19 protein-coding genes and 1 pseudogene are annotated in these 22283 nt (G+C 70.8%); 7 read left to right on the top strand and 13 right to left on the bottom strand.

The features are described 5' to 3' along the window. Positions 1–58 precede the first annotated feature (58 nt). From J7E96_RS20145 to J7E96_RS20110, 8 genes are all read right to left on the bottom strand, one after another. The gene (locus J7E96_RS20145; RefSeq protein WP_215133045.1) at positions 59–2803 is read right to left on the bottom strand and encodes a LuxR family transcriptional regulator; all 2745 of its coding nucleotides are present in this window, start codon (positions 2801–2803) and stop codon (positions 59–61) included. A 167-nt stretch (positions 2804–2970) separates the two neighbouring features. After that, complete coding sequence (locus tag J7E96_RS20140) at positions 2971–3828, bottom strand: dienelactone hydrolase family protein (RefSeq protein WP_215133116.1); 858 nt, start codon at positions 3826–3828, stop codon at positions 2971–2973. A 310-nt stretch (positions 3829–4138) separates the two neighbouring features. Continuing rightward, positions 4139–5254: a cytochrome P450 gene (locus J7E96_RS20135; RefSeq protein WP_308296051.1), complete on the bottom strand. Its 1116-nt coding sequence runs from the start codon at positions 5252–5254 to the stop codon at positions 4139–4141. Then, positions 5236–6648: a cytochrome P450 gene (locus J7E96_RS20130; RefSeq protein WP_251070179.1), complete on the bottom strand. Its 1413-nt coding sequence runs from the start codon at positions 6646–6648 to the stop codon at positions 5236–5238. The genes J7E96_RS20135 and J7E96_RS20130 overlap by 19 nt, the downstream gene beginning before the upstream one ends. Continuing rightward, entirely contained in the window at positions 6648–7244 is a 597-nt protein-coding gene (locus tag J7E96_RS20125) for an ATP/GTP-binding protein (protein WP_215133043.1), read from the bottom strand. The genes J7E96_RS20130 and J7E96_RS20125 overlap by 1 nt, the downstream gene beginning before the upstream one ends. Beyond that, positions 7222–7581 carry a DUF742 domain-containing protein gene (locus J7E96_RS20120; protein WP_215133042.1) on the bottom strand — a complete coding sequence of 120 codons (360 nt, stop codon included), beginning with the start codon at positions 7579–7581 and terminating at the stop codon, positions 7222–7224. The genes J7E96_RS20125 and J7E96_RS20120 overlap by 23 nt, the downstream gene beginning before the upstream one ends. Continuing rightward, positions 7578–7991: a roadblock/LC7 domain-containing protein gene (locus J7E96_RS20115; RefSeq protein WP_215133041.1), complete on the bottom strand. Its 414-nt coding sequence runs from the start codon at positions 7989–7991 to the stop codon at positions 7578–7580. Before J7E96_RS20115 ends, J7E96_RS20120 begins: the two co-directional genes overlap by 4 nt. Next, positions 7988–9307: an ATP-binding protein gene (locus tag J7E96_RS20110; protein ID WP_215133040.1), complete on the bottom strand. Its 1320-nt coding sequence runs from the start codon at positions 9305–9307 to the stop codon at positions 7988–7990. Before J7E96_RS20110 ends, J7E96_RS20115 begins: the two co-directional genes overlap by 4 nt. A gap of 187 nt (positions 9308–9494) precedes the next feature. Here J7E96_RS20110 and J7E96_RS20105 point away from each other — a divergent pair, with 187 nt between their 5' ends. Both J7E96_RS20105 and J7E96_RS20100 read left to right on the top strand, forming a co-directional pair. Beyond that, entirely contained in the window at positions 9495–9968 is a 474-nt protein-coding gene (locus J7E96_RS20105) for a MarR family winged helix-turn-helix transcriptional regulator (protein WP_215133039.1), read from the top strand. Between the two features lie 78 nt (positions 9969–10046). Continuing rightward, positions 10047–11639: an MFS transporter gene (locus J7E96_RS20100; protein WP_215133038.1), complete on the top strand. Its 1593-nt coding sequence runs from the start codon at positions 10047–10049 to the stop codon at positions 11637–11639. Between the two features lie 49 nt (positions 11640–11688). On the opposite strand, the gene J7E96_RS20095 is transcribed toward J7E96_RS20100, so the two are convergent. Next, the gene (locus tag J7E96_RS20095; protein WP_215133037.1) at positions 11689–12999 is read right to left on the bottom strand and encodes a CdaR family transcriptional regulator; all 1311 of its coding nucleotides are present in this window, start codon (positions 12997–12999) and stop codon (positions 11689–11691) included. A 170-nt stretch (positions 13000–13169) separates the two neighbouring features. Between J7E96_RS20095 and J7E96_RS20090 the strand changes: the two genes are divergently transcribed. Further along, positions 13170–13514, top strand: coding sequence for a GYD domain-containing protein (locus tag J7E96_RS20090; RefSeq protein ID WP_215133115.1), 345 nt, complete (start codon positions 13170–13172; stop codon positions 13512–13514). Between the two features lie 127 nt (positions 13515–13641). Continuing rightward, positions 13642–15087, top strand: a complete 1446-nt coding sequence (argG, locus tag J7E96_RS20085) for an argininosuccinate synthase (protein ID WP_215133036.1) — start codon at positions 13642–13644, stop codon at positions 15085–15087. Between the two features lie 144 nt (positions 15088–15231). Here argG and J7E96_RS37530 read toward each other — a convergent pair. The 3 genes and pseudogenes from J7E96_RS37530 to J7E96_RS20075 all read right to left on the bottom strand — a co-directional run. After that, positions 15232–15336, bottom strand: a pseudogene (locus tag J7E96_RS37530) (TetR-like C-terminal domain-containing protein); the annotation flags it as partial. A gap of 30 nt (positions 15337–15366) precedes the next feature. After that, positions 15367–16689, bottom strand: coding sequence for a jacalin-like lectin (locus J7E96_RS20080; RefSeq protein WP_215133035.1), 1323 nt, complete (start codon positions 16687–16689; stop codon positions 15367–15369). A gap of 207 nt (positions 16690–16896) precedes the next feature. Then, on the bottom strand, positions 16897–17706 hold the full coding sequence (locus tag J7E96_RS20075) for an adhesin (RefSeq protein WP_308296050.1): 810 nt from the start codon (positions 17704–17706) through the stop codon (positions 16897–16899). Between the two features lie 626 nt (positions 17707–18332). Here J7E96_RS20075 and J7E96_RS20070 point away from each other — a divergent pair. Continuing rightward, positions 18333–19028, top strand: coding sequence for an alpha/beta hydrolase (locus J7E96_RS20070; protein ID WP_215133033.1), 696 nt, complete (start codon positions 18333–18335; stop codon positions 19026–19028). Between the two features lie 150 nt (positions 19029–19178). Continuing rightward, positions 19179–19514: a DUF2267 domain-containing protein gene (locus tag J7E96_RS20065; RefSeq protein ID WP_215133114.1), complete on the top strand. Its 336-nt coding sequence runs from the start codon at positions 19179–19181 to the stop codon at positions 19512–19514. 76 nt (positions 19515–19590) lie between these two features. Here the strand turns inward: J7E96_RS20065 and J7E96_RS20060 are convergent, their stop codons facing one another. Beyond that, positions 19591–20568, bottom strand: coding sequence for an SDR family oxidoreductase (locus J7E96_RS20060; RefSeq protein ID WP_215133032.1), 978 nt, complete (start codon positions 20566–20568; stop codon positions 19591–19593). 672 nt (positions 20569–21240) lie between these two features. Between J7E96_RS20060 and J7E96_RS20055 the strand changes: the two genes are divergently transcribed. After that, on the top strand, positions 21241–22283 hold a 1043-nt coding region (locus J7E96_RS20055), incomplete at its 3' end, for a PP2C family protein-serine/threonine phosphatase (RefSeq protein WP_215133031.1).

Genomic DNA, 22283 nt, shown 5'->3' with positions numbered 1-22283 from the left:
TCCGGGATCAATGCGTGGTATCCGGCGCCGAAGAATGACACACCGTGGGGGTCGGCCCCTAGGGGTGCGCGCCCTTGATTTCGGCACGGTCCACCAGCCGGGACAGTTCAACACGTGAGCGCACACCCAGTAGGGAGAAGACATTGCGCAGGTGGTGGTCCACGGTCCGGGGGCTGACGGACAGGCGCAGCGCCACTTCGCGGTTGGTCGCCCCCTCGGCGACGCAGTGCGCGATCCGAAGCTGCTGGGGCGTCAGGCAGGACAGCGCCCCCGCCGGTTCGCCGCCGGCCATGTCGCCGGTGGCCCGCAGCTCCGCTCGCGTCTGCTCGACCCACGTACGGGCTTCGGAGCGTTCGAAGGCGACCAGCGCGTCCCTCAGGCGGCCCCTCGCCTCGCGCGGCCGGCGGCGGCGCCGCAGCCATTTCCCGTACAGCAGCTGGGTGCGGGCCCACTCGAAGTCTCCGTCGGCCAGTTCGTGCCTGGCCAGCGCGTGGGCGTACAGGGACTCGGCCTGCTCGGGGCCCGCGAGCAGCGCGCGGCAGCGGGCGAGCAGCGCGGGGGCCTGCGGATCGCCGCCCCTGGCCGCCCAGCCGGCGAACTCCCGCACCGGGGCGTGTGCGTCGTCGGGCTGTCCGGCGAGCGCGGCGGCCTCGACGAAGCAGGGGACGGCCAGCATACGGACGGCGAAATGCCCGCGGCGCGGGCCCTCCCGTACCAGCGGGCCGAGCCGGGCAGCTGCCTCGTACGCCCGGCCACGGCCCAGATCTGCTCGGGCCGAGGCCCATTCGGCCAGGGTGGCGGCCTGGACGAGCCCGTGCGGGCCTGCGATCGCCATGGCCTCGGTGACATGTCCGGCCACGGCTGCGGCATCGCCTTCGACCGATGCGACCATGGCGAGGATCGCGTGCTGATGGGCGACGCAATTGCGCCGGCCGGCGCGGTGTGCGGCCCGCAGCCCCTCCCGCGCGTGCGCTCCGGCCCTGGCATGCCGGCCGGCCCGTAACTCGGCGTAGGCCAGGTGTTCCAGGAAGCGGGGCACGAGGGCCACGAGTTCCCGCGCCCGGCCGACGGCCAGGCCCCGCGCGTTGAGGGCGCAGGCGGCCGCGATGTCGCCGAGGACGAGCGCGGCGGCCCCGGCACGCAGCAGCCGCACCGGATCGTCGTCGGTCGCGGCGCGCTCCAGCACCCGCCGCAGTGGCGCCCGTGCTGCCTCGGGCCGGGCGTCGAGGGCAGCCAGCATTCCGGCCCGGTAGTCGTGTACGGCGACGTCCCGGCCCTGGTCGCCGCCGTCGAGCGCGGCCACGCAGGCCGGGACGTCACCCGCGGCCCACGCGGCTTCCAGCGCGCCGAGCCGGGCGTCGAGAGCGCGCTCCTGGTCGTACGGGCCGAGCAGGCCGGCGGCCACCAGCAGCGCCCCGTACGCGTCGCCGGCAGGGCCGTCGCCCAGCGCCAGGGCGCCTGCGACGAGTTCGGCTCTGCCTCGTACGGCGTTGTGGACCGTCCCCGCACGCGCGGCGGCCAGCAGCTCCCGCGCCCGGTGCGGGTGGCCCGCCAGCCGGGCCTGTTCCGCGGCGGCGGTCATGCGTGACATGCGGGCGTCGTCGTCGGTCGTGGTGAGCTCGGCCGCGCGGGCGAAGGCCAGGGAGCGTTGCAGGCCGGGTATCCACGGGTCGGGAGCGTCAGCGGCCGCTGCCAGGTCGGCGGCGAGACGAGGGTCGGGCCCGTCGGCGGCCAGAGCGCGGTGCAGCAGGCGTGGGAGGCGGCAGCGGTCACCGGCGAGGACGGTGGCGAGCAGCTGGTGGGCGGCGCGCCGCCGCGCCGGGGTGGCACCGGCGTGAACGGCGCGTCGTAACAGCGAGCTGTGGAAGCGGATCACGTCCCCGTCGCTGCGCGCCACTCCCCCCGCCTCGTCCGCGTCCAGCGCCTCAGGCCCGATACCGGCGGCCCGGGCGGCGCGCAGGACCAGGGCGGCGTCCGCTCCGGCGGCTTCAGGGGTCTGCTCCTGCGCGGCGGCCGCCAGCAGCAGCACAAACGCGGTGTCCGGCGGCAGGGCCGCCGGCCTGTCACCCACCGTACGGAGCAGGGTGTCACCGTCGGCGAGCGGCCGGGGCGGCGGCGCGTGCCCGGAGAGCTGGGCGGGTGACAGCCGCCGGACGAGTGCCTCCAGCAGGGCCGGGTTGCCCTCGGCCTCGTGCAGCAGTGCCTCCCGTACGGCGGGATCCGTACGCTCCGTCTTCTTCCCGGCCAGCTCGTGCAGCAGGTCCCGCGCGGCGCGTTCGGGAAGTGGGCCGAGGTGGACGACGGGCAGGCCCGCGAAGTCCGGGTCCTGCGCCCGGTCTCCGGTCACGGACAGCAGCAGTCCGACGCCGCGCAGGGCGTCCGCGCGCCGGGCGGCGAAGCCGAGGGCGGCGCGCGACCGGTCGTCCCACAGGTGCGCGTCGTCGACGCAGACCAGCAGGGGCCGCCCGGCGGTGCGGCCGCGCAGCAACTCCAGCAGGTCAGCGGGCCCGAGGCCGGAGCTCAGGAGACCGGCGGGCGCGGCGCTCAGCACATCGCCGGCGGCGCACAGCAGCGCGTGCAGTCCGCTGTACGGGAGCCGGCTCTCGGCCGGTACGGCCCTGGTGTGCAGGACGGGACCGGCCTCGAAGTCCCCGGCGGCCCGGCGCAGGAGGGCGGTGCGGCCGAATCCGGGCTCCGCGGCGAACAGCAGCGCACCGCCGCGCCCGGTACGCAGCCGGTCCGACAGGGCTGCCACGGCTTCCAGTTCACCACGTCGGCCGTACAGCCGGAGCGGACTTCTCATGGTCGTCTTCCGGTCACGCCTGTCACGTTACTGCCGCGTACGCGGGGTGCGCTCTGGGCGCGCGCCCAGCGTTGGCGGGCCGGGTCTGTGCCCGCGCACACGACACGGGGAAAGCGCGTGCCGGTGCCGGCCGCGGGGCGCGCGGCCGGCACCGGTGTCGGTCAACGTCAGGAGGCGTGCGGGCAGTTGCCCCGGTACTCCTCGATGGTCAGGCTCGGGCGCGGCAGCGGGCAGAGGAACTGCTCGTAGCGGGTGTCGTTGTCGATGAACCTCTTGAGCCAGGAAATGCTGTACTTCGCGATGGTGGTGTTGGACGAGTTCGGCGTGAAGTGCGTCGCGTTGTTGAGTTCCAGGTACGCCTTGTCGAGCGAGGACGGCAGGCTCTCGTAGAAGGGCTCGGAGTGCGAGCCGACCGACGCGACCGTGTCGCCGTCGGCCCCCACGATCAGCGTCGGGGTCTGGATCTCCGGCCAGGTCTTGTCGGTGTTCCAGCCGGTGAGCGGTATGGCGGCCTGGAGGGAGGGCCGGCTCTTGGCCGCTTCCAGCGAGCCGCCGCCGCCCATCGAGTGGCCCATCACGCCGAGCCTGCTGCTGTCGATCCGGCCGCGTACGGCGCTGCGGCCGGTCAAGTAGTCGAGAGCTGCGAGGAGTTGGCGGCCTCTGCTGTCGGGCTGGTCGTACCTGGAAAGGGTGTCGATGGTGAAGACGACGAAGCCCTGGGAGGCGAGGCGCGGGCCGAGCCAGGAGATGGAGGACTGGGTACCGGTGTAGCCGGGAGAGACGGCCACGGCGCCGAAGGTGCCGTCGCTGGTGGACGTCGGGTAGTAGACGGTGCCGCCGCCGAAGCCGGTGACGCTCAGGGAGGAGACGGTGGTTTCCGAGACCGCGTAGGGGCCGCGGGCCGCTTCGATGCTCGCTGTGGTGGGGGCGGGTCCGCGTTCGTACGGATTGTCGGCTGCCTGGGCGGTGGGGGTCGTGGCGGAGTTGAGGCCACCGACGACAAGGAGCGCCGCCAAGGCGGCCATGAGCGGCCGCAGGCGGCCCTTCGCGTGGCGGCGGCGGGCGGAGGAGCTGTTCTCGCTGTTGTACTGCTGCACGACTGAGTCGTCCTCTCGGTCGTGGCGGAGCCGCCACGCCGGGCCGGGCAGCGCACTCGTCACCGAGGGCTGCGGCCGGTCGCACCGGGGCGGGCACCACCGTGTTCGCTGGCGGTGCCACTGTCGCGGTACGTCCGGCACGCGGGCATCGGCGGAATCACCTGCCTCCGCGCGGCCGGTGGCCCCGAAACAAGAGGGGGAGGACCGCTGTGCCGGCCCTCCCCCTCCCCCGTACTGCTCAGCCGGTCAGGTGGACCGGCAGGCTGCGGTGGCCGTTGGAGATGAACGACTCCACGGGCCGCAGATCGTCCGCCGGGACCGCCATGGCCAGGTCGGGGAAGCGCTCGAAGAGTGCAGGCAGGGCGATCTGGGCCTCCAGCCGGGCCAGCGGCGCTCCCAGGCAGAAGTGAACGCCGTGTCCGAACGCGAGATGTTCCTTGTTCACACGGGTGACGTCGAACCGGTCCGCGTCCTCGCCGTGGAACGCGGGGCTGCGCCCTGCGGCGGCGTACGCGGCAAGGATCGCGTCGCCCTTCTTGATGGTCACGCCCCCGGTCTCGATGTCCTCGACCGCGTAGCGCAGCGGCAGGCTCGCCACCGGGGACTCGACGCGCAGGGTCTCCTCGATCACGTCGTTCCAGGAGGCCGCGCCCGTCCGGACCAGTTCGAGCTGGTCCGGGTGGGTCAGCAGGGTGTGGACGGCGTTGTCCAGCAGGTTGACCGTGGTCTCGTGCCCGGCGCCGATCACCAGGAGCAGGGTGTCGACCAGTTCGGCCTCCGACAGCCGCGAGCCGTCCTCCTCCCGGGCGGCGATCAGGACGCTGGTCATGTCGTCGCCCGGGGCCTGCCGCTTGAGCGCGACGAGGTCGGACAGCACGGTGTGGATGCTCTCGAAGGTGGCCGCGGCCTCCTCCGCGGTGGCGGCGGTGTTGAAGATGCCGTCCACCAGGCGGCGCAGTTCCTTGCGGGTGCCTTCGTCGCTGACGCCGAACAGCTCGCAGATCACCTGGATGGGGATCGGATAGCAGTACTCCTCGCGCAGATCCACCGCCTGTCCCTGAGGGGTTGCGGCGAGACCGTCGAGCAGATCAGCCGTCATACGCTCGATACGCGGGCGCAGGGCCTCGGTGGCGCGCGCGGAGAAGGCCGTGGAGACCAGCTTCCGCAGCCGCCTGTGGTCGCTTCCGTAGGCGGTGAACATGTTCGTCACGGCGACCCAGGCGAACAGCGGCCAGTCCGGAGTGATCTCCCCGTCGATCCACGCGGACCAGTGCCGGCGGGGGTCCTTGGACACGCGGGGGTCGGTGAGCAGTTCCTTGAGCAGTGCCTGGTCACTTACTGCCCACGCCACCACCTGGCCAGGGAGCTCCACCAGCGCTGCCGGCCCCCGTTCCCGGATGCGGGCTCCCTCTCCGTGGATGTCGGCACCGGAGGGGTCGATGACGAGGGGGCGGGGTTCGTGTTCCATGTACGGGCTCCAGAGGTCTTGTCCGTGGTGACGACCGGCACGGTGATCGGGGGAAAGCGCACAGGCAAGGCGGCCAGCGCCCGGTGGAAGGGGCCCTGCCGCCACTCCAACCGACCTACCCCGACGGCCAGTTCGGCATCCGGGAGCCGGTCGAGGAGTTTTTCGACGGCGACCGCGGCGATCAGCCGGGCGGGGCTCTTCGCCGGGCAGGTGTGCGCACCGGCGCTCCATGCCAGGTGGGCGCGGTTGCCGCCGCGCCGGTCGCCGGCCAGGGCGGGGTCGGTGTTCGCGGCGGCCAGGCTGATCAGGACGGGCTCGCCCTCGCGCAGCGGGGTTCCGTCGAGTTCCAGGTCGTGGAGCGGGTAGTGGACGGCGTAGTTCGCCATCGGCGGGTCCGTCCACAGGACCTCGTCGAGCGCGTCCTCGACGGGCATGCTGCCGCCGGCGAGGTCACCGCCGAACCGGTCGTCGGAGAGCAGCAGCCGCAGCCCGTTGCAGATCAGGTTCTGCTGGGGTTCGGTGCCCGCGCCCATGAGGACGACGAGCTGATGCATCATTTCCTCGTCGGTGAGCTGCGCGGGATGGGCCATCAGCCAGGACGTCACATCCGCTGCGGGCCGCTCCCGCTTGAGAGCGACCAGTTCGGCCACGCCCTCGGTGAGAACCGCGTTCGCCTTCTCGGAGTCGGCGTTGGCATCGAAGATCCCGGACATGCCCTGGACGAGCTTGTCCCCGGTCTCCGGCGGGCAGCCGAAGAGCTGGTTGAAGACGAGCAGCGGCAGGACCGCTCCGTACTCGCTGAGAAGGTCGGCCCGCCCCTTGGGGCCGAACCGGTCGATGAGGGTGTCGGCGCTCTCCTCGACGTACCCGCGCAGCGCGTTCGGGTCCACGCGGCTCAGGCTGTCGGTGATGGCGCCGCGCAGCCGGGCGTGCTCGTCGCCGTCGGTGAAAAGGGCGTTGGGCCGGTACATCATCATCGGTACGACAGGGCTGTCCGCCGGCACCGTCCCGTCGGCGAGCGCCTTCCAGCGGCGCGGGTCCTTGGAGAACCGCTCCGGGCTGCGCAGCACCTCGAGGGCGCTCTCGTAGCCGGTGACGAGCGACGCGTGGACGCCGGGGGCGATCTCCACCGGTGCGACGGAGCCGTACGTGCGCAGCCGTTCGTACGTCGCGGACGGGTCGGCGGCGAACTCCGGTCCGTACAGCGACATGTGACCCGCGTGCGCCGGGCAGCCGGGGGGTGGTGGTGCCGTGCCCGGCGCGGGCTGGGGAGTGGCCATCAGTGCTCCTGGGAGGTGCGGGTCTGGAGGTACTCGACGAGGGAGATCAGCGCCTCGGTGGAGGACGCGGTGTTCCGCGCGTCGCAGGTGACGAGGGGGGTTTCGGGGAGGAGGTCGAGGGCTTCGCGGATTTCCGCGACCGGGAAGAGGGGCGCGTCGTCGAACTGGTTGACGGCGACCGCGTAGGGCATGCCGTGCTCCTCCAGCAGTCCCATGATGTCGAAGGACTGGTCGAGTCGCCGGGTGTCAGCGAGCACGAGGGCTCCCAGAGCCCCGTTCAGCATGTCTTTCCAGAGCGTGGTGAAGCGTTTCTGCCCGGGAGCTCCGAAGAGGTACAGCACCAGTTGCTCGCTGAGTGTGAGACGGCCGAAGTCCATGGCGACGGTCGTGGTGCTCTTGTCCGGGCTCCCGGCCAGGTCGTCGGTGAGTTCACTGGCCTGTGTCATGGTCTCTTCGGTACGCAGCGGCCGGATCTCGGACAGCGTGCCGACGAACGTGGTCTTGCCGACCGCGAAGTGACCCACGATCAGGATCTTGACAGCGGTCCTGACCGTGTCGGGGACGTACCGCTGGTCAGAGCCTGGAGCGGAGTCCATCAAGCACCTCCTGCAGAAGCTGGTCGGCGGGGAGCTGGGCCCTGGGGACGGGGGGCCTGGTGGTGATGTGGCCGCTGTCGATCAGGTCGCTGAGCAGGACCTTGGTGACGCTGATCGCCAGCGCCAGGTGTCCCGCCACTTCGGCGACCGACAGCGCTCCGCCCCGGCACAGCTCCATGACGCGGCGCTTCTCCGGGCTCAGCCCGGTGAGTGGCCGGTTGGCGGCGGCCGTCACGAGCGTCACCAGGTCGAGCGTGTTCCGCGTCGGACGGGAGCGGCCGTCCGTCACGACATAGGGGCGTACGAGCCCCCGTTCACGCCTGTCGGGCGGGCTCATGCCGGGTGGCTGGCGCCTGGCCGGGGCGGACTGGTGAGCTCCTTGCCCAGCCGGTCGACCAGCTTGTGCATTCCGTACGTGACCGCCTCCATGTCGACGTTCTGGGTGGCGGAGACCGCCAGATAGGCGCCCGCGCCGGCGGCGACCAGGAAGACGTAACCGTCGGCGAACTCGACCAGTGTCTGCTGCCACGGAGAGGACTCCTTGGCACAGAACTCGGCTGTGCTGCGGCTGATCGACTGGAGACCGGACAGCGCGGCTGCCTGCCGTTCCGCTTCGTCGCGCGCGATGCCCTGTGAATGCGCCCGGAGCATGCCGTCCGCGGAGAGCAGGATCGCGTGGCGGGCTTCCGGGACCTTGAGGACCTCGTCCAGCATCCAGCCCAGTTCGTTGGTCATGTGGTCGTTCATTCCTGCGGGTTCCCTTCATCGTCTTGAGAGGCGGCGCGCCCGAAGCGGGTGCCGCGGGCGAACGCACCCATGCGGGAGGCGGTCTCGGCGGCCGGGCGGACCAGGGTGTGACCGTCGCCGGGCGGCGGCGCGGCGGCGGATGCCTGCCGGCCTGCCTCGTCGTCCTGGGCGGCGCGGCGGCGGCGCTTGGGGAGGCCGCCCGCGGTGGACGTCCGATCGGCCGCGGGGGCGGGCACCGACGCCTGCGCAGGACCGGAAACCGGCTCGGGCACCGGCGCGTGCACCGGCTCCGCCTGCGGGATCGCCGTCTTGGGAGCGCGTACGCGATTGAGGAGCGTATGGGGAAGAAACAGCACGGCCCGCACTCCCCCGTAGGGCGACCGGGTGTCGACGGAGACCGTGAACCCGTACCGGGCGGCGAGCACGCCGATGGCGGCGAAGCCGAACTGGGGCGGGTCACCGAGCCGGTTGATGTCGATGTCTTCCTTGCCCGACAGGCGCCGGCCCGCCTCCTCGGTCTCGCGCGCGTCCATGCCGACCCCGGCGTCGTCGATGACGACGCAGATGCCGTTGTGCGCGGGCTGGACGCTGACCTCGACCGTGGTGTTGGGCTGCGAGTGGCGCGCCGCGTTGTCCAGCAGTTCGGCGACCGCGAGGACCACGGGCTCCACCGCCCGGCTCACGACGTCCATGTCGACCCGCGAGTGGACGTTGACGCGCCGGTAGTCGCGGATCCGCGACGTCGCGCCGCGTACGACGTCGATCAGCGGGGAGGCGACCCGCTGCCGTCCCGGCCACGAACCGCAGAGGACGGCGATCGCCTGCGCCCTGCGGCCGAACTGCGCATTCGCGTGGTCGATCTCCAACAGGTCCTGGAGCACATCAGGGCTGTCGTGCCGGTCCTGCATGTCGGAGATGGACAACTGCTGTTCGTTCGCGAGGGCTTGGAGTGCGCGCATCGCCGCCTTGAGCGTTGCTCTCGCCGACTGGTCGGCTCGGGACCGTGCCGTGCCGACGGATGTGGTGAACAGGTCCTCGACCTGCTGCAGACTCTGCCCGTAGGCGGTTGTGGCCAGCCGCGGATCGAGCAGTCCGGGCCCGGGTACGGGCTGTGGCTGGGCCTGCGCCAACGCGGAGAGGCGGGCCTCGACCAAGTGGGCGGCCTCCGCGTCACGAGCGCGCAGGCTGCTTTCCAGCGCCGTGAGACGCCGGCGCAGCGCGGCGGTGAGCCGGTGTTGGCGCACCAACAGAACCGAGCCCGGAAGGGCACCGGCCGCAAGGCACCAGATCACCGCCTCCGGTATGTGTTGCGTCATGGATCCTCAGGGACGGGGTGAGGTAGAGCAGGACGGGGGGAGCAGCGACGCGGTGGGGGCGGAGGAATCACAACTCCCCTGCCCACCACGGGCACTGGAGCGGCTGATCATCCTAGGTATGGCAGGCGGCTTCAAGTGCTACTTATGTATGTTGACATAGGTATCCGGCCATACCTATGCTGTCCGCATGCCCCACTCCAGCGCGTCCGACCAGGACCTCCGGCACATCGCGTCAGCGATGTCGGCCGTCCTGCCCGCGCTGCACCGGGCGCTCGACCGCCGTGTCGCCCAGGACTTTCCGTATCCCAAGCCTCCCGAGGGCCAGCTGGCGCTCCTGCGGCTCGTCGGGGAGCGGGACGGGGCCACCGTGCGGGAGGCAGCCGACGTACTGCTGATGAAGCCGAACAATGTGAGCGCCATGGTCACCCAGCTGGCAGGCCTGGGGCTGCTTGAGCGCAGGCAGGATCCGGCGGACAAGCGGGTCGCGCATCTGCACCTGACGGCGGAGGCGCGCCGCCGGCTCGCCGAGGTCGGGGATCTCATGGAGGGGTACGTCGTCGACGCGCTGCGGACCCTCACCGACGGGGATCTCGACGCCATCGGATCGGCGCTCGGCGCTCTGCGGGGCTTGGCGCGGCAGATTCACCCCGCCGCCGGCTGACGGCGCACTCGCGCAGCCGCAGCCGCAGCCGCTGCGCAGCCGTACATCCCCATCTTTACGAGGAAGCAAGGCACCTCCATGCCCTCCACCGTCGTGGATCGCTCACCCCTGCCCGCACACAGCCCGCCCGACGCTCCGGCCGGCCGCCGTGGCAAGCCCTGGCTGACGCTCATCGCCGTCGCCTTCGGCCTGTTCATGGTCGGTCTGGACGGCTCCGTCGTCGCCATCGCCAACCCGGAGATCGGCCGGGACCTGAACGCGTCCACCGCCGACCTGCAATGGGTCACCAACTCCTACCTGCTGGCGCTGGCCGCGGCACTCATCCTCGGCGGGAAGCTCGGTGACCGCTTCGGCCGTCGCACGTTCTACCTGGTCGGCGTCGCCGGCTTCACCCTCGCGTCGGTCGCCATCGGCCTGGCCGGATCGATCGAGGGCGTCATCGCCTTCCGCGCCGTGCAGGGCTTCTTCGGCGCTCTCCTGATGCCCAACACACTCGGGCTGCTGCGCGCGGTGTTCCCGCCGAAGAAGTTCGGCATGGCGGTGGGCATCTGGGCGATGGTGTCGTCCGTGTCCACCGCGCTCGGCCCCATCGTCGGCGGGCTGCTCGTCGAGCACGTCAACTGGGAGTCGGTCTTCTACATCAACGCGCCGATCGGTGTCGTCGCGCTCGTGTTCAGCGCGATGGTGCTGCCGCAGAGCAAGAATTCCACCGGTGACCGCCACCGCTTCGACGTCCCCGGTGTCGTCCTGCTGGCAGCCGGGCTGCTCGTCGTGGTGTTCGGTGTGGTCAAGGGCGAGACGTGGGGCTGGAGTTCGGGCACGACCCTGGGCACCCTCGCCGCCGGCCTCCTCGTCCTGCTGCTGTTCGGCTGGTACGAGACACGCGTCGAGCACCCGCTGTTGCCGATGCGGCTGTTCCGCAGCCCGGCGCTGACCATCGGCACGATCATCACCGCGGTCAACTTCTTCGTCCTGCTCGGCGTGATCTTCTTCGTCATGCTCTACCTGCAGAACGTCCGCGGTTTCACGCCCGTCGAGGCCGGCGTGCGTACCCTGCCGCTCAGCCTGGCGTCGGTGGTCGCCTCACCCCTGGGCGCGAAGCTCACCGAGAAGTCCGGCGCGCGGCTGTCCATGCCGCTGGGCATGGTGCTGCAGGCCGGCGCCGCCTTCGGGATGCTCGCGTGGGGCGTGCATTCGTCGTACGCCGCGATGTGGCCCCCCTTCGTCGCGCTCGGCCTCGGCGTCGGCATGGTCATGGCCGCCTCCTCCGACGCCATCGTGGGCAACTCCCCCGTCAAGGACGCCGGCGTGGCGGGCGGGCTCCAGGCCACCGCGCTGCAGATCGGCGGAGCGCTCGGCACCTCCGTGCTCGTGTCCCTGATCAGCGGCCGGGTCGGCTCGACCCTGACCGGCGAACTCACCTCAGCCGGGGTGCCGGCGCCCATGGCACGGGGGCTGCACGAAGCCAGGGACGCGGTGGCGATGGGCGTTTCACCGGTCTCCGGTGACATGCCGGCGCGGCTCAGGACGGCGGTGATCGAAGGCAGCGGCCAGGCTTTCATCAACGGCGTGCACACCGCCGCGCTCGTCACCGGCGTGCTGTGCGTGGCCGGCGCGGTGCTCGCGGCGGTCGGCGTACGTCGGCGTAACCCCGAGGGTGCTGATCACTGAGGACCGCCCATCGAGCGGGCACACCAATCGCCCCCGAGCACACGCGTCGTCAAAGGGCCGGCGGAGTACGCGAAGCGTCAGGGGCGCCGAGTGCGGCGGCCGGCCCGAGCAGGCGCAGTGCGTCGAGGGCGAGGGTGAGTTGTACGAGATCGCGGGGCCGGGACAGCTCAAGGCCCGTGATCTGCTCGAAGCGGCGCAGCCGGTTGAGCACGGTGTTGCGGTGGCAGAGCATGTGCCGGGCCGTCTGGACGGCGGAGCCGCCCTTCTCGATCCACACACCGAGGGTGTCGAACAGCGTTTCCCGGTCGGCGGGCTCCAGGGCGTAGACGGGCTGGAGCACCTGGAGAGTCAGTTCGGCGGACAGGTCTGGGCGTGAGAGCAACAGACCGTCGGGCAGGCGGGAGTCGAGCCGGGCTATCTCGCCCTCGGCCCGGCACGTGCGCAGTGCGAGTCCGGCCATGTCACGCGCCCTGGGCAGGCTGTGCAGACCCTGGACGACGGGGCTGACACCGGTGCGGAGTCCGGTTCCGGCGGCCAGGCCGGACACGAGCGCGTCCAGGGGCCGGTCGCCGAGGTGGGCGACGAGCACGGCGCGCTTCCCGCGGGTGTGGCGCAGGATCCGGATGCCGCGTACCTCGGGAACGGCTTCCGGCAGGCGACCGTACGGCGGCGTGGCGCCTATCACCGCGACCGCGAACCGTCCGTCCAGCGGCAGACCGAGGATCGCCGCCGCGTCCCGGGTGAACTCGGGTTCGTTGCGGCTCTCCAGCAGGGCGGCGAGGATCAGGCGGACGCGTTCGCCGTGCCGGCTGGCGACGCCTTTGGCGACCTGCCGGTAGGCGTCGGCGACCAGGACGGCGTCGCGGTCGTTGTGCTTCCACACCAGCTCGGCGACGTGCACCAACTGGCGCGTGTCGCCGAGCCCGTCCCGCTCCACCACGCGGATGATCCCGCCCCAGACCTCCGAACCGGCGACACGGTAGGCATGCATCACCTCGTCGAGGGGACGGCCCTCTTCCGCGCGCCGGATGCCCAGCTCCCTGGTGTACCGCTCGATGCTCACGATGTTCCCCGGATCCAGGCCGGCTTCCAGCCCGTGCCGGACGCCGGTGCCCACGGACCGCGGCAGGTCGGCCGGCGCGAGCACCGGGTCGGCGTAGTACGGCACCTCGGCGCGGATCTTCTCCACCACGGCGTCGGTGAAGTCCGTGCCGCGTCCCAGCAGGCGCCGACAGGCACGGTGGAGGATCTGGAGAGGAGAGGACTCCACGGCGCCGGCGGCCGACGGACCACCGACGGCGATCTCATGGCCGCGCGCTCGCTCCGGGCGAACGCTGCCGGGGACGGCATTGGTGTGCATGGACCCTCCATACGGATGGGACGTGCGAGAACACCACGGCGAGTCGCCATGGACGGCACCCTCGGGAGGCCACCATGCTAAGCAGTCGGTTATCCCAGGGCGAGGTCTCAGCCAAACCGTGATGATTCCGCCACATCGGCGGTGACACCCAGAAGCGAATGGGAGAAATGATGCCGCTCTATCTCACGAGGTTCAGCTACACACCGGAGACCTGGGGCAGGCTGATCAGCAATCCGGAGGACCGCGGCAGGGCCGCTCAGCAGTACATCGAGTCGGTCGGCGGGAAGCTCCACGGGTTCTGGTACGCCTTCGGCACGCACGACGGCTACACGCTGTGGGAAGCCCCCGACAACGTCTCCATGGCGGCGGTCGCGCTGGCGATCACGGGAGGCCGCGCACTCAGCTCGTTCGAGACAACGGTGCTGCTGACCGTTGACGAAACGATGGAGGCCCTGCGCAAGGCCCAGCAAGTCCAGTACCGAGCGCCGGGCACCGCCGCGCCAGGGAACGCCTGAGCCGCCGGCCGGGACTTTGCCGTCGTACCCGGTGTGCACCGAGCGTCCACCGCGGACCGCTCCACCGGCTGCGACCGGACCGGCACACGCCTTTGCATGACCATGCATGGTGGTGCATACTCTTCCTATGTCTAAGGTCCTCACCTCCCTTCCCGCCGGCGAGCGCGTCGGCATCGCCTTCTCCGGCGGCCTCGACACCTCGGTCGCGGTCGCGTGGATGCGCGACAAGGGCGCCATCCCGTGCACGTACACCGCCGACATCGGCCAGTACGACGAGCCCGACATCGCGTCGGTGCCCGGCCGTGCGAAGACCTACGGTGCCGAGATCGCGCGCCTGGTCGACTGTCGCGCGGCGCTGGTCGAGGAGGGTCTGGCCGCACTCACCTGCGGGGCGTTCCACATCCGCTCGGGCGGGCGCGCCTACTTCAACACCACGCCGCTCGGCCGCGCCGTCACGGGCACACTGCTGGTCCGGGCGATGCTCGAGGACAACGTACAAATCTGGGGCGACGGCTCGACCTTCAAGGGCAACGACATCGAGCGGTTCTACCGGTACGGCCTGCTCGCCAACCCGCACCTGCGGATCTACAAGCCCTGGCTGGACGCCGACTTCGTGACCGAGCTCGGCGGCCGCAAGGAAATGTCGGAGTGGCTTCTCGCCCATGACCTGCCCTACCGCGACAGCACAGAGAAGGCGTACTCCACCGACGCCAACATCTGGGGCGCCACCCACGAGGCCAAGACGCTGGAGCACCTCGACACGGGCGTGGAGACCGTGGAGCCGATCATGGGCGTGCGGTTCTGGGACCCCTCGGTCGAGATCGCCACGGAGGACGTGACGATCGGCTTCGACCAGGGCCGCCCGGTGACGATCAACGGCAAGAAGTTCGCCTCCCCCGTCGAGCTGGTGATGGAGGCCAACACCATCGGCGGCCGCCACGGCATCGGCATGTCGGACCAGATCGAGAACCGCATCATCGAGGCCAAGAGCCGCGGCATCTACGAGGCGCCCGGCATGGCCCTGCTCCACACGGCGTACGAGCGTCTCGTCAACGCGATCCACAACGAGGACACCCTCGCCCAGTACCACAACGAGGGACGGCGCCTGGGCCGGCTGATGTACGAGGGCCGCTGGCTCGACCCGCAGGCGCTGATGATCCGCGAGTCGCTGCAGCGCTGGGTCGGCTCCGCGGTCACCGGCGAGGTGACGCTGCGGCTGCGGCGCGGCGAGGACTACTCGATCCTCGACACCACAGGCCCGGCGTTCAGCTACCACCCGGACAAGCTGTCCATGGAGCGCACCGAGGACTCCGCGTTCGGCCCGGTGGACCGGATCGGCCAGCTCACCATGCGCAACCTCGACATCGCCGACTCGCGCGCGAAGCTGGAGCAGTACGCCGGGCTCGGCCTCATCGGCACCACCAGCCCCACCATCGGTGCCGCTCAGGCGGCCGCGACCGGGCTGATCGGCACCATGCCGGAGGGCGGCGCCGAGGCGATCGCCTCCCGCGGCGAGGTCTCCGGTGACGAGGAGATGCTGGACCGCGCCGCGATGGAGTTCGGCACGGACTGACCCGGACCGACTCGGACTGACCCCCCGGCCCCGTCGAGCGGAAAGGCCGGCTCGGCGCCAACGCGTCGAGCCGGCCTTTCCGTTACCGTGCGGAAGACGTCGTACACCTCTGCGAACATCGCGCGGTGCAGCAGTACGGGTCAATCGGTCCCACGACGTCTGTACGTCGCAGGGGACGCCGAAGCCGCTGGCGGCTTCGAGGCCGCAGTAACCGTGGAAGGCCGAGCGCAGAAGCCTCACGGCGTCGGTGAAGTGCCGCGCCAGCGCTGGGCAGCAGCATCAGCCGATCGGCGCGTACAGCACCCCCAGCTTGTCGATCCCGTTGCCCGCGCGGCCCCTGAAACCGACGATCTGCCAGCCGGAGGGGGCCGCGTAGGTCACAGAGTCCGTCGTGGCCGAACCGGCCTTCAGGGTGCGCGACTTGTCGGTTGTGAAGGCCGCCGAGAAGAGGCGGGTCCGGCCGTCCTTCTGTCCGCGCGTGAGCGTGACCGAGGTGAGGTGTTCGCCCGGTGCGAGGGTCAGGGACGTGGCGGTGCCACCCGTGCCGCCGTGAGTCAGCGACGTACCGCCGTCATGTGTGAGTGCGACCGCGTCGAGGCGGGAGCCGCCGCGCAGGGTCAGCGTGCGGGGCGCGAGCGGGGACGGAAGGTTGTCCGCGTCGTTGAACGCCGTGCCGTGCGGGCCGCCGAAGAAGTCACCGGCCCGGAGCGTCGAGGGCAGCGTCCAGGAGAAGTCGACCGTGTGCGGGAAGTGGTCGGAGAGGTTGTCGCCCCTGGCGTCGAGGAAGGACGCCCACTCGTTGCTGTAACGGGTGGCGGAGAGGTTCACCAGGTTGCTGCCGCGATAGAGGATCTTGTCCACCACCTCGCAGTCGTTCGTCGGAGCCGTCTTGGGGCAGACGATCGCGTCACCGCCCTGAGCGGGGGCGCTACCGCCGCGGACGAGCTGGACCCACGCGTCGGTCAGGCCGTTCTCGGACGTCAGCGTGCGGATGTTGTCGCCGGATCGTGTGTAGCGGGTGTTGGTGTCGCCCATGACGATTACCGCGTTGCCCGCCGAGTTCGCCCGGATGAACTCCGAGAGCTGTTCGATGTTGGCGCGGCGGGCGGCCAGCGCCGCCTCCGTCACGTCAGCGTTCGTGTGGACGTTGTAGAGGTCTACGAACACCCCCTCGGCCAGCCGGATCCGGGCCTGTGTGAAGCCCTTCGGGGTCAGGCAGTCGGTACCTGTGCAGTTGTTCCAGTCGACCCGCTCGAAGTCCTCGAAGGGGTAGTCGGACAGGGTATTGAGACCGTCGCCGATGCCGGCGCCGCCGCTCGTCGCGGTGCGGTACGGGTGGTCGTCACCCGCGTACAGCGCGGCGTGGTAGTTGAAGTCCTCCTGGACGTTCACGATGTCGTACGCCGCGAGACGCGGGGAGATCAGCGGGGTGTTGGTCGCCGGGTTGCCGGAACTCAGCCCCTGCGGAAGGCCCGCGACGTTGTACGTGAGGACGCTGAAGGCGCCGGACGGGTCGTTGGCGGCCGCGGGCGTCGCGCCGGCGGCGGCGAGCCCGGAGAGGGCCAGGGCGCCTGCCACAAGGGTGCCGATGAGTCTTCTCATGATGGGGGGTGTCTCCAGACGCGAGGCTGGGGGGGAAGATCAACGGTGCTCAGGGTTCGTGCAAACTCACCTCCCCACAGGGCGAGTTGGAAAAACCGCGCAGGGTGGGGCGAGTCGTCTCGGGGAGGTCCTTCACGGTGGCGTCCGCGGCGGCGGCGCGGCGACGCGGGCGGTGTCTCGGGGTGACGTTGCGGACCGGGTGAGGGTTCAGGTCGTACAGCTGAGCTTCATCTGGGCCGCGGCGTGATGTGCGCCCCAGCTTGCCTGGCCCCGGTCGAGCAACTGTACGGTGAAGGACTCACCCTCGACCGGGTAACTGCCCACGGCGACGAGGCTGCCTCGGTGGTCGATCTGGCGGACGCCGAACGTGGCCTGCGGGTAGTGGCCGCTCGCGGCCGAGGCGAGCACTTGGTAGACCGTTGGGTTGCCGGCGACATCGCCGTCGCGGCCACTGTTCGGCACGTACACGGCGAGGTGACACTCGTCGTACCCCTTGCCGATCGGCCAGGACCAGATCGCCGTGCCCTGGCCGTCCTCGTACGGATGGCCCGACATGGGTACGGCGGTGAACCTGCCGTCGCACGTACCGCCCCGGTAGCCGCCGGACTGCAGGTCGTACCAGCCGCCGCCGTAGCCGGCATCGTGGCGGTAGCCACCGCCGTACCCACCCCCGTACCCGCCGCCACTCTGGTAGCGGCCGTACTCCTGGTAGACGTTGGTGGTGCAGCCGGGACCCGCCCAGCCGGTGTAGCCCGGAAGGCCGGAGGGCGACGGAGAGGGCTTCTTCGACGGCGCGGGGGTCTTGACGTGCACGGGCGCCTTGGCGGGCGGGGGCTCGACCGTCGGCGTGGGAGTGGCCCGTCGGCTCGGGGCGGGGCTGGGAGAAGGGGGTGCGCTCAGGCCCGGCAGCGACGACGGACTGATACGCGTCGGTACGCCGCGGCCGCGGAGGTCGTCCTCGAAGGCGGCTTCGTTACCCCTGGCGCCATCCGGGACATCGGAGAGCAGCGAACCCACGCCGACGAGAGAGCAAAGGGTTACCGCAACCGCCGTGACGAGCAGGGCTCTTCGTGGCCGGGAGAGGGTGGATATACGACCCAGAAGTGTCTCCCGTGCGACCCATGACCCGTCGGGGCCGGAAGCCGGGAGGGACATGGCTCCGCAGTCGGGGCAGCCCATTCCCGGCAGGGGACTTTTTCGGCCACTGCCGCACTGTTCACACGCCATGGCAGCACACTATGCAGGAGCAAGTCCGCTACGGCGAGAGGAAATTGGAGATTGCCATCTTGCCTTGTCCGAGGCCCACACTTGGCCTAGTCCAACATTCAACCTTGGTCTGGTCCATGGCCCATTGCTCCACTCGCTCGTGGCCTGATGACGTTGCTGACGCCCCATCAGGGGCGCTGGCACACGCGGCCGTGGCCCGCGGCGAAGCACGATCTCGAACGCCTGTGGTTGCGGAGCGAGTCGCAGGCGCTGGCTGACGGCGACGAGTCGTCGCTATCACTATCGCTATCGCTATCGCCGAGTACACGGCCCTCTGCGGCTGCGTACCCAGGGCGGTGACGGGTACCAGGAGGACGCGGCCTGCGCCCCGACGAGATCGAATGACCAGGATCTTAAGAAGGGAGGCGGCGGTCGACATGCCGGTACCCGAAAGCGGTGCTCCTCACCGGTCCATTCAAGAAAGCGCACGCCACGGCAGGCTCACCGCGCGTCCGCGTGCCGTCGAAGTGAAGGCGCAGCAGCCGGGCACGTATCGGACAGACAGGCAGGCCCTGCTGCGCGTGCCCTCGGCCCCGCCGCCGTATCGGCTGGCTGTGGTGCTTCACGGAGCCGGAGGATCGGCCGAACAGGCCCTGACATGGCTGCGTCCGCAGGCGGGAGCCGACGGTCTGCTGCTCCTCGCGCCTCAGGCCTCCGGCTCCACCTGGGACCTGATCGTCGGCGGATACGGCCCGGACGTGGTCCGGCTCGACACCACGCTGGCCGATGTGTTCCAGAGGTTCCCGGCCGAGGCGACGGGCGTGGCAATCGCCGGCTTCTCCGACGGCGCCTCCTACGCCCTTTCCCTGGGACTGACGAATGGCGATCTCTTCGGCGCGGTGCTCGCCTTCTCCCCCGGGTTCATGGCGCCGCTGCTCCGTCATGGCCGACCCCGGATCTTCGTCTCCCACGGCACGGCGGACCGGGTCCTGCCGATCGACCGGTGCAGCCGTGAGGTCGTCCGTACGCTCCGCGACGACGGCTACCCGGTCACCTACCGGGAATTCGCCGGCGGCCATGACGTGCCCGCTGACGTAGTGGCACAAGCCTTGCGATGGTGGAACACCCCATGAGGCGGCACCGGAATGCGATGTGTGAGCCGGCGCCGCTCAGGGGTACCCGTTGGGGCGCGTGGACGACCGCGAAGGCAAGCGGCCGGCATGCGTAGGGACGCCCGTACCGCTATGCCGCTCGTCTCCCTCGGTGAGCGACCGTGAAAGCCCATAGGCACGCGTACGAAGGAGAAGGAGACTGCCAGGGATCACGACACCTTCGTCGGACAGGTCCAAGACCGCGCCCACCTTGGCAGTCGCGGCGCTGCCGAGACCGCGACACGAGCCACCCTGGAGACGCTCGCCGAGCGTGTGCCCGCAGGACTGGCCGTCAACCGCGTCGCCCAGCGCGCCGGTGAGGACACCCCCAGGGCCGCACACGAGGCGCGCTGCGTCATGGAAGTGGTCGGCGAGGCCGCACAAGGCTCCCTCACCGACAAGATCCGCCAGTCCCTGGACGACGAACTCGCCAGCAGCTTGTTCGCAGGCAGCACCGGCTCTGCCTGAGCGGATTGCGCCGGGGTGCCGGCAGAGGGTGGCGCGGTACAAGCGCTGCGAAGGCCGGGAGCCGTGCTCCCTCAGCTCAATGCGGCCGGACCCGCCGTGCGACGCCCGCCGCAGCACATGCCAGCACGGTGACGGCGGTCAGCCGCCGCATCGCGGTGCGTCGGCGTCCGCCCCACCCGCCATGCGCCGCGCCGGTACCCGGCGCCGGTACGTGCAGGTTGCCGTGCCCGGCGGGAGCGGGCTCCTTGCGGGACAGGTGGGCCTTGTCCACCTGCCGGGCCATCATCCGCTCCGCCATGCCCGGCATGATCCTCGACTCCAGCACCACGGAACGGCCCATGGGACCGACCACGACTTCCCGCCGGGGCCGGCGCACCAGGTCCACGATGGCCCGCGCCACGCGCTCGGGGCTGTAGACCGGCGGCATAGCCAGCGGCTTGCGTCCGGTGTAGTTCGCGGCGTGTTCAAAGAGAGGCGTGTCGATCGTGGCCGGCAGCACCGTACACACGTGGATGCCCTCGGCCTTGCCCAGCCGCAGCTCCTGGCGCAGGCTCGCGCTCAGCGCCCGGACGGCGTATTTCGACATGCCGTAGGCGTGGGTGTACGGCTGGCTGACGACGCCCACGATGGATGAGACGTTGATCAGCGTTCCCCGGCCCTGCTCGCGCATGACGCGGAGGGCGGCGCGGGCGCCGTGCACGTACCCCATGACGTTGACGTCCAGGACCTTGCGGAAGTCCTCCAGGGGCACCTCTTCGAAGGGTCCGAACACGGTGACGGCCGCGGAGTTGACCCAGACGTCGATGCGGCCGAAGCGCTGGACCGCGCGCCGGGCGAGGTCGTCGACCGCCTTGGGATCCGTGACGTCGGTCGGCACGACGAGCGCCTCAGCGCCACGGTGACGTTCGCACTCCTGCCTGACCGCTTCGAGCGCCTCCGCGCGCCGCGCCGCCAGCACCACCGAGCACCCCTTGCGGGCGAAAGCGACGGCGGTGGCCCGACCGATGCCGCTGGAAGCCCCGGTGATCACGACCACGGAATCACGCACTCGCATTGGGAACCCCTTCTCCGCACCATGTCCGATGAGTCACTCAACCACCGGATTACGCGTTTCGCCGCTCGGCGAGAGCCCTCCGGGTGCTTGCCCTGCTCGGCGCTCGCTGTCAGGTGGTCGAGCCCCTCGCCCGGTCCACGCCCTCGCTGTTCGTCGTCGACGAAGCACAGTGCGTGGCTTCCTGAGGCCCTGACTTCCGTCCCGGCTACCTGCCGCCTGACGCAGGCAGTCCAGCTCGCCGGGCTTGGCCTGGTGGCCGGTGAGCGCTCCGGGGCGCACGATGCCTTCCTGGCCGGCGATGCCGACTTGGTGGTGGCCGGTTCCCAGTTCCCGGTTCCCTCGACGCCTACTACCAGGAAATCGGCCGTGCCGGCCGCGACGGTGAACCCGCGGTCGCGGTCCTCACTACCGGCCGGAGGACGGCGGGCGCCGTGCGCACCGACGCCGACGGGTAGGTGCGTCCCGTTCCCGGCATGACGTCCGAGGACGCCACCGCGCGATCCTCTTGACCTGCCGACCGTGCGGCATGGGCGACGGACTGAGTCGTACGCTGGTCGTGTCATTCGTTTGGGCTTCTCGTTTTCGTCTGCCGAGCACCAGGACCCGTGGCCCTCTCGCATTGTGAGGCCGACGGGCGGACGCGGGCCGTCCCTGTCCGACAGGGTGATCGGCATGGCTTCGCTTGAGCATTGCGCCCGCATGCTGCGCGCCTTGTTGCGGGCCAGCCATCTGTCCGCGTTCGAGGAGCTCCCGGGCATGGGAGACCGGCACGCCGGCGAGGCCGGGCTGCAGCGGGCCCGTATCTACGTGGCCGACATCCAGGAAGTGGTACTGCGCGAGGCCACAGGCCGGGGCCTTGACGCTGGAGCCGGCGGCCAGGAGTTGCGGATCGACGCCACGCTGCCCGGTCGCGTGTTTTGCAGTGGACAGTCCCACTCCGCGCCCGCCGAAGGCCGGGTGCAGCACTGGCTGCCCGTGCTCGACGGCACCGAACGCCTCGGCGCGCTGCGTGTCGAAACTGATGATGAGGCGGACGAGCAGACGCAGGCGGCCATGGAGGACCTGGCGTCGCTGGTGGGCATGCTGCTGGTCTCCAAACGGCACCACAGCGACTCCTACGCCCGCCTCACCCGTGTCAGTCCCATGTCGGTCTCCGCCGAGATGCAGTGGACACTGATGCCGCCACGCACGTTCGCCAACACACGGGTGACCATCGCCGCGGTGATGGAACCCGCCTACGCCACCGCCGGCGACGCCTTCGACTACGCCCTGGCCGGCGACACCGCCCACCTGGCCGTCTTCGACGCCATGGGCCACGACACCTCCGCCGGACTGACCGCCAATCTCGCCATAGCCACCTGCCGCAACGAGCGACGCCAGGGCCGCAGCCTCACCGAGGCCCGCGACGCCATCGAAGCCACCTTGATACAACAGTTCGGCCAGAGCCGCTACGCCACCGCCGTTCTGGCCGACCTCGACCTCAAGACCGGCCTGCTGAGCTGGATCAACTGCGGCCACCACCCACCCGTACTGATCCGCGGCAAACGCTGGACCACCCACCTGGACTGCGCACCCACACACCCCCTGGGCACGGATCTGGACGTTCCGGTCAACCTGTGCCGGGAGCAGCTGGAGCCAGGTGACCGGCTGCTGCTCTACACCGACGGCGTAGTCGAAGCCCGCGACGCCAAAGGACACGAGTTCGGCCGAGACCG

The sequence above is a fragment of the Streptomyces sp. ISL-96 genome (assembly GCF_018614035.1).
Classification (GTDB): Bacteria; Actinomycetota; Actinomycetes; order Streptomycetales; family Streptomycetaceae; genus Streptomyces.
This window is presented reverse-complemented; position numbering and strand designations above follow the sequence as displayed.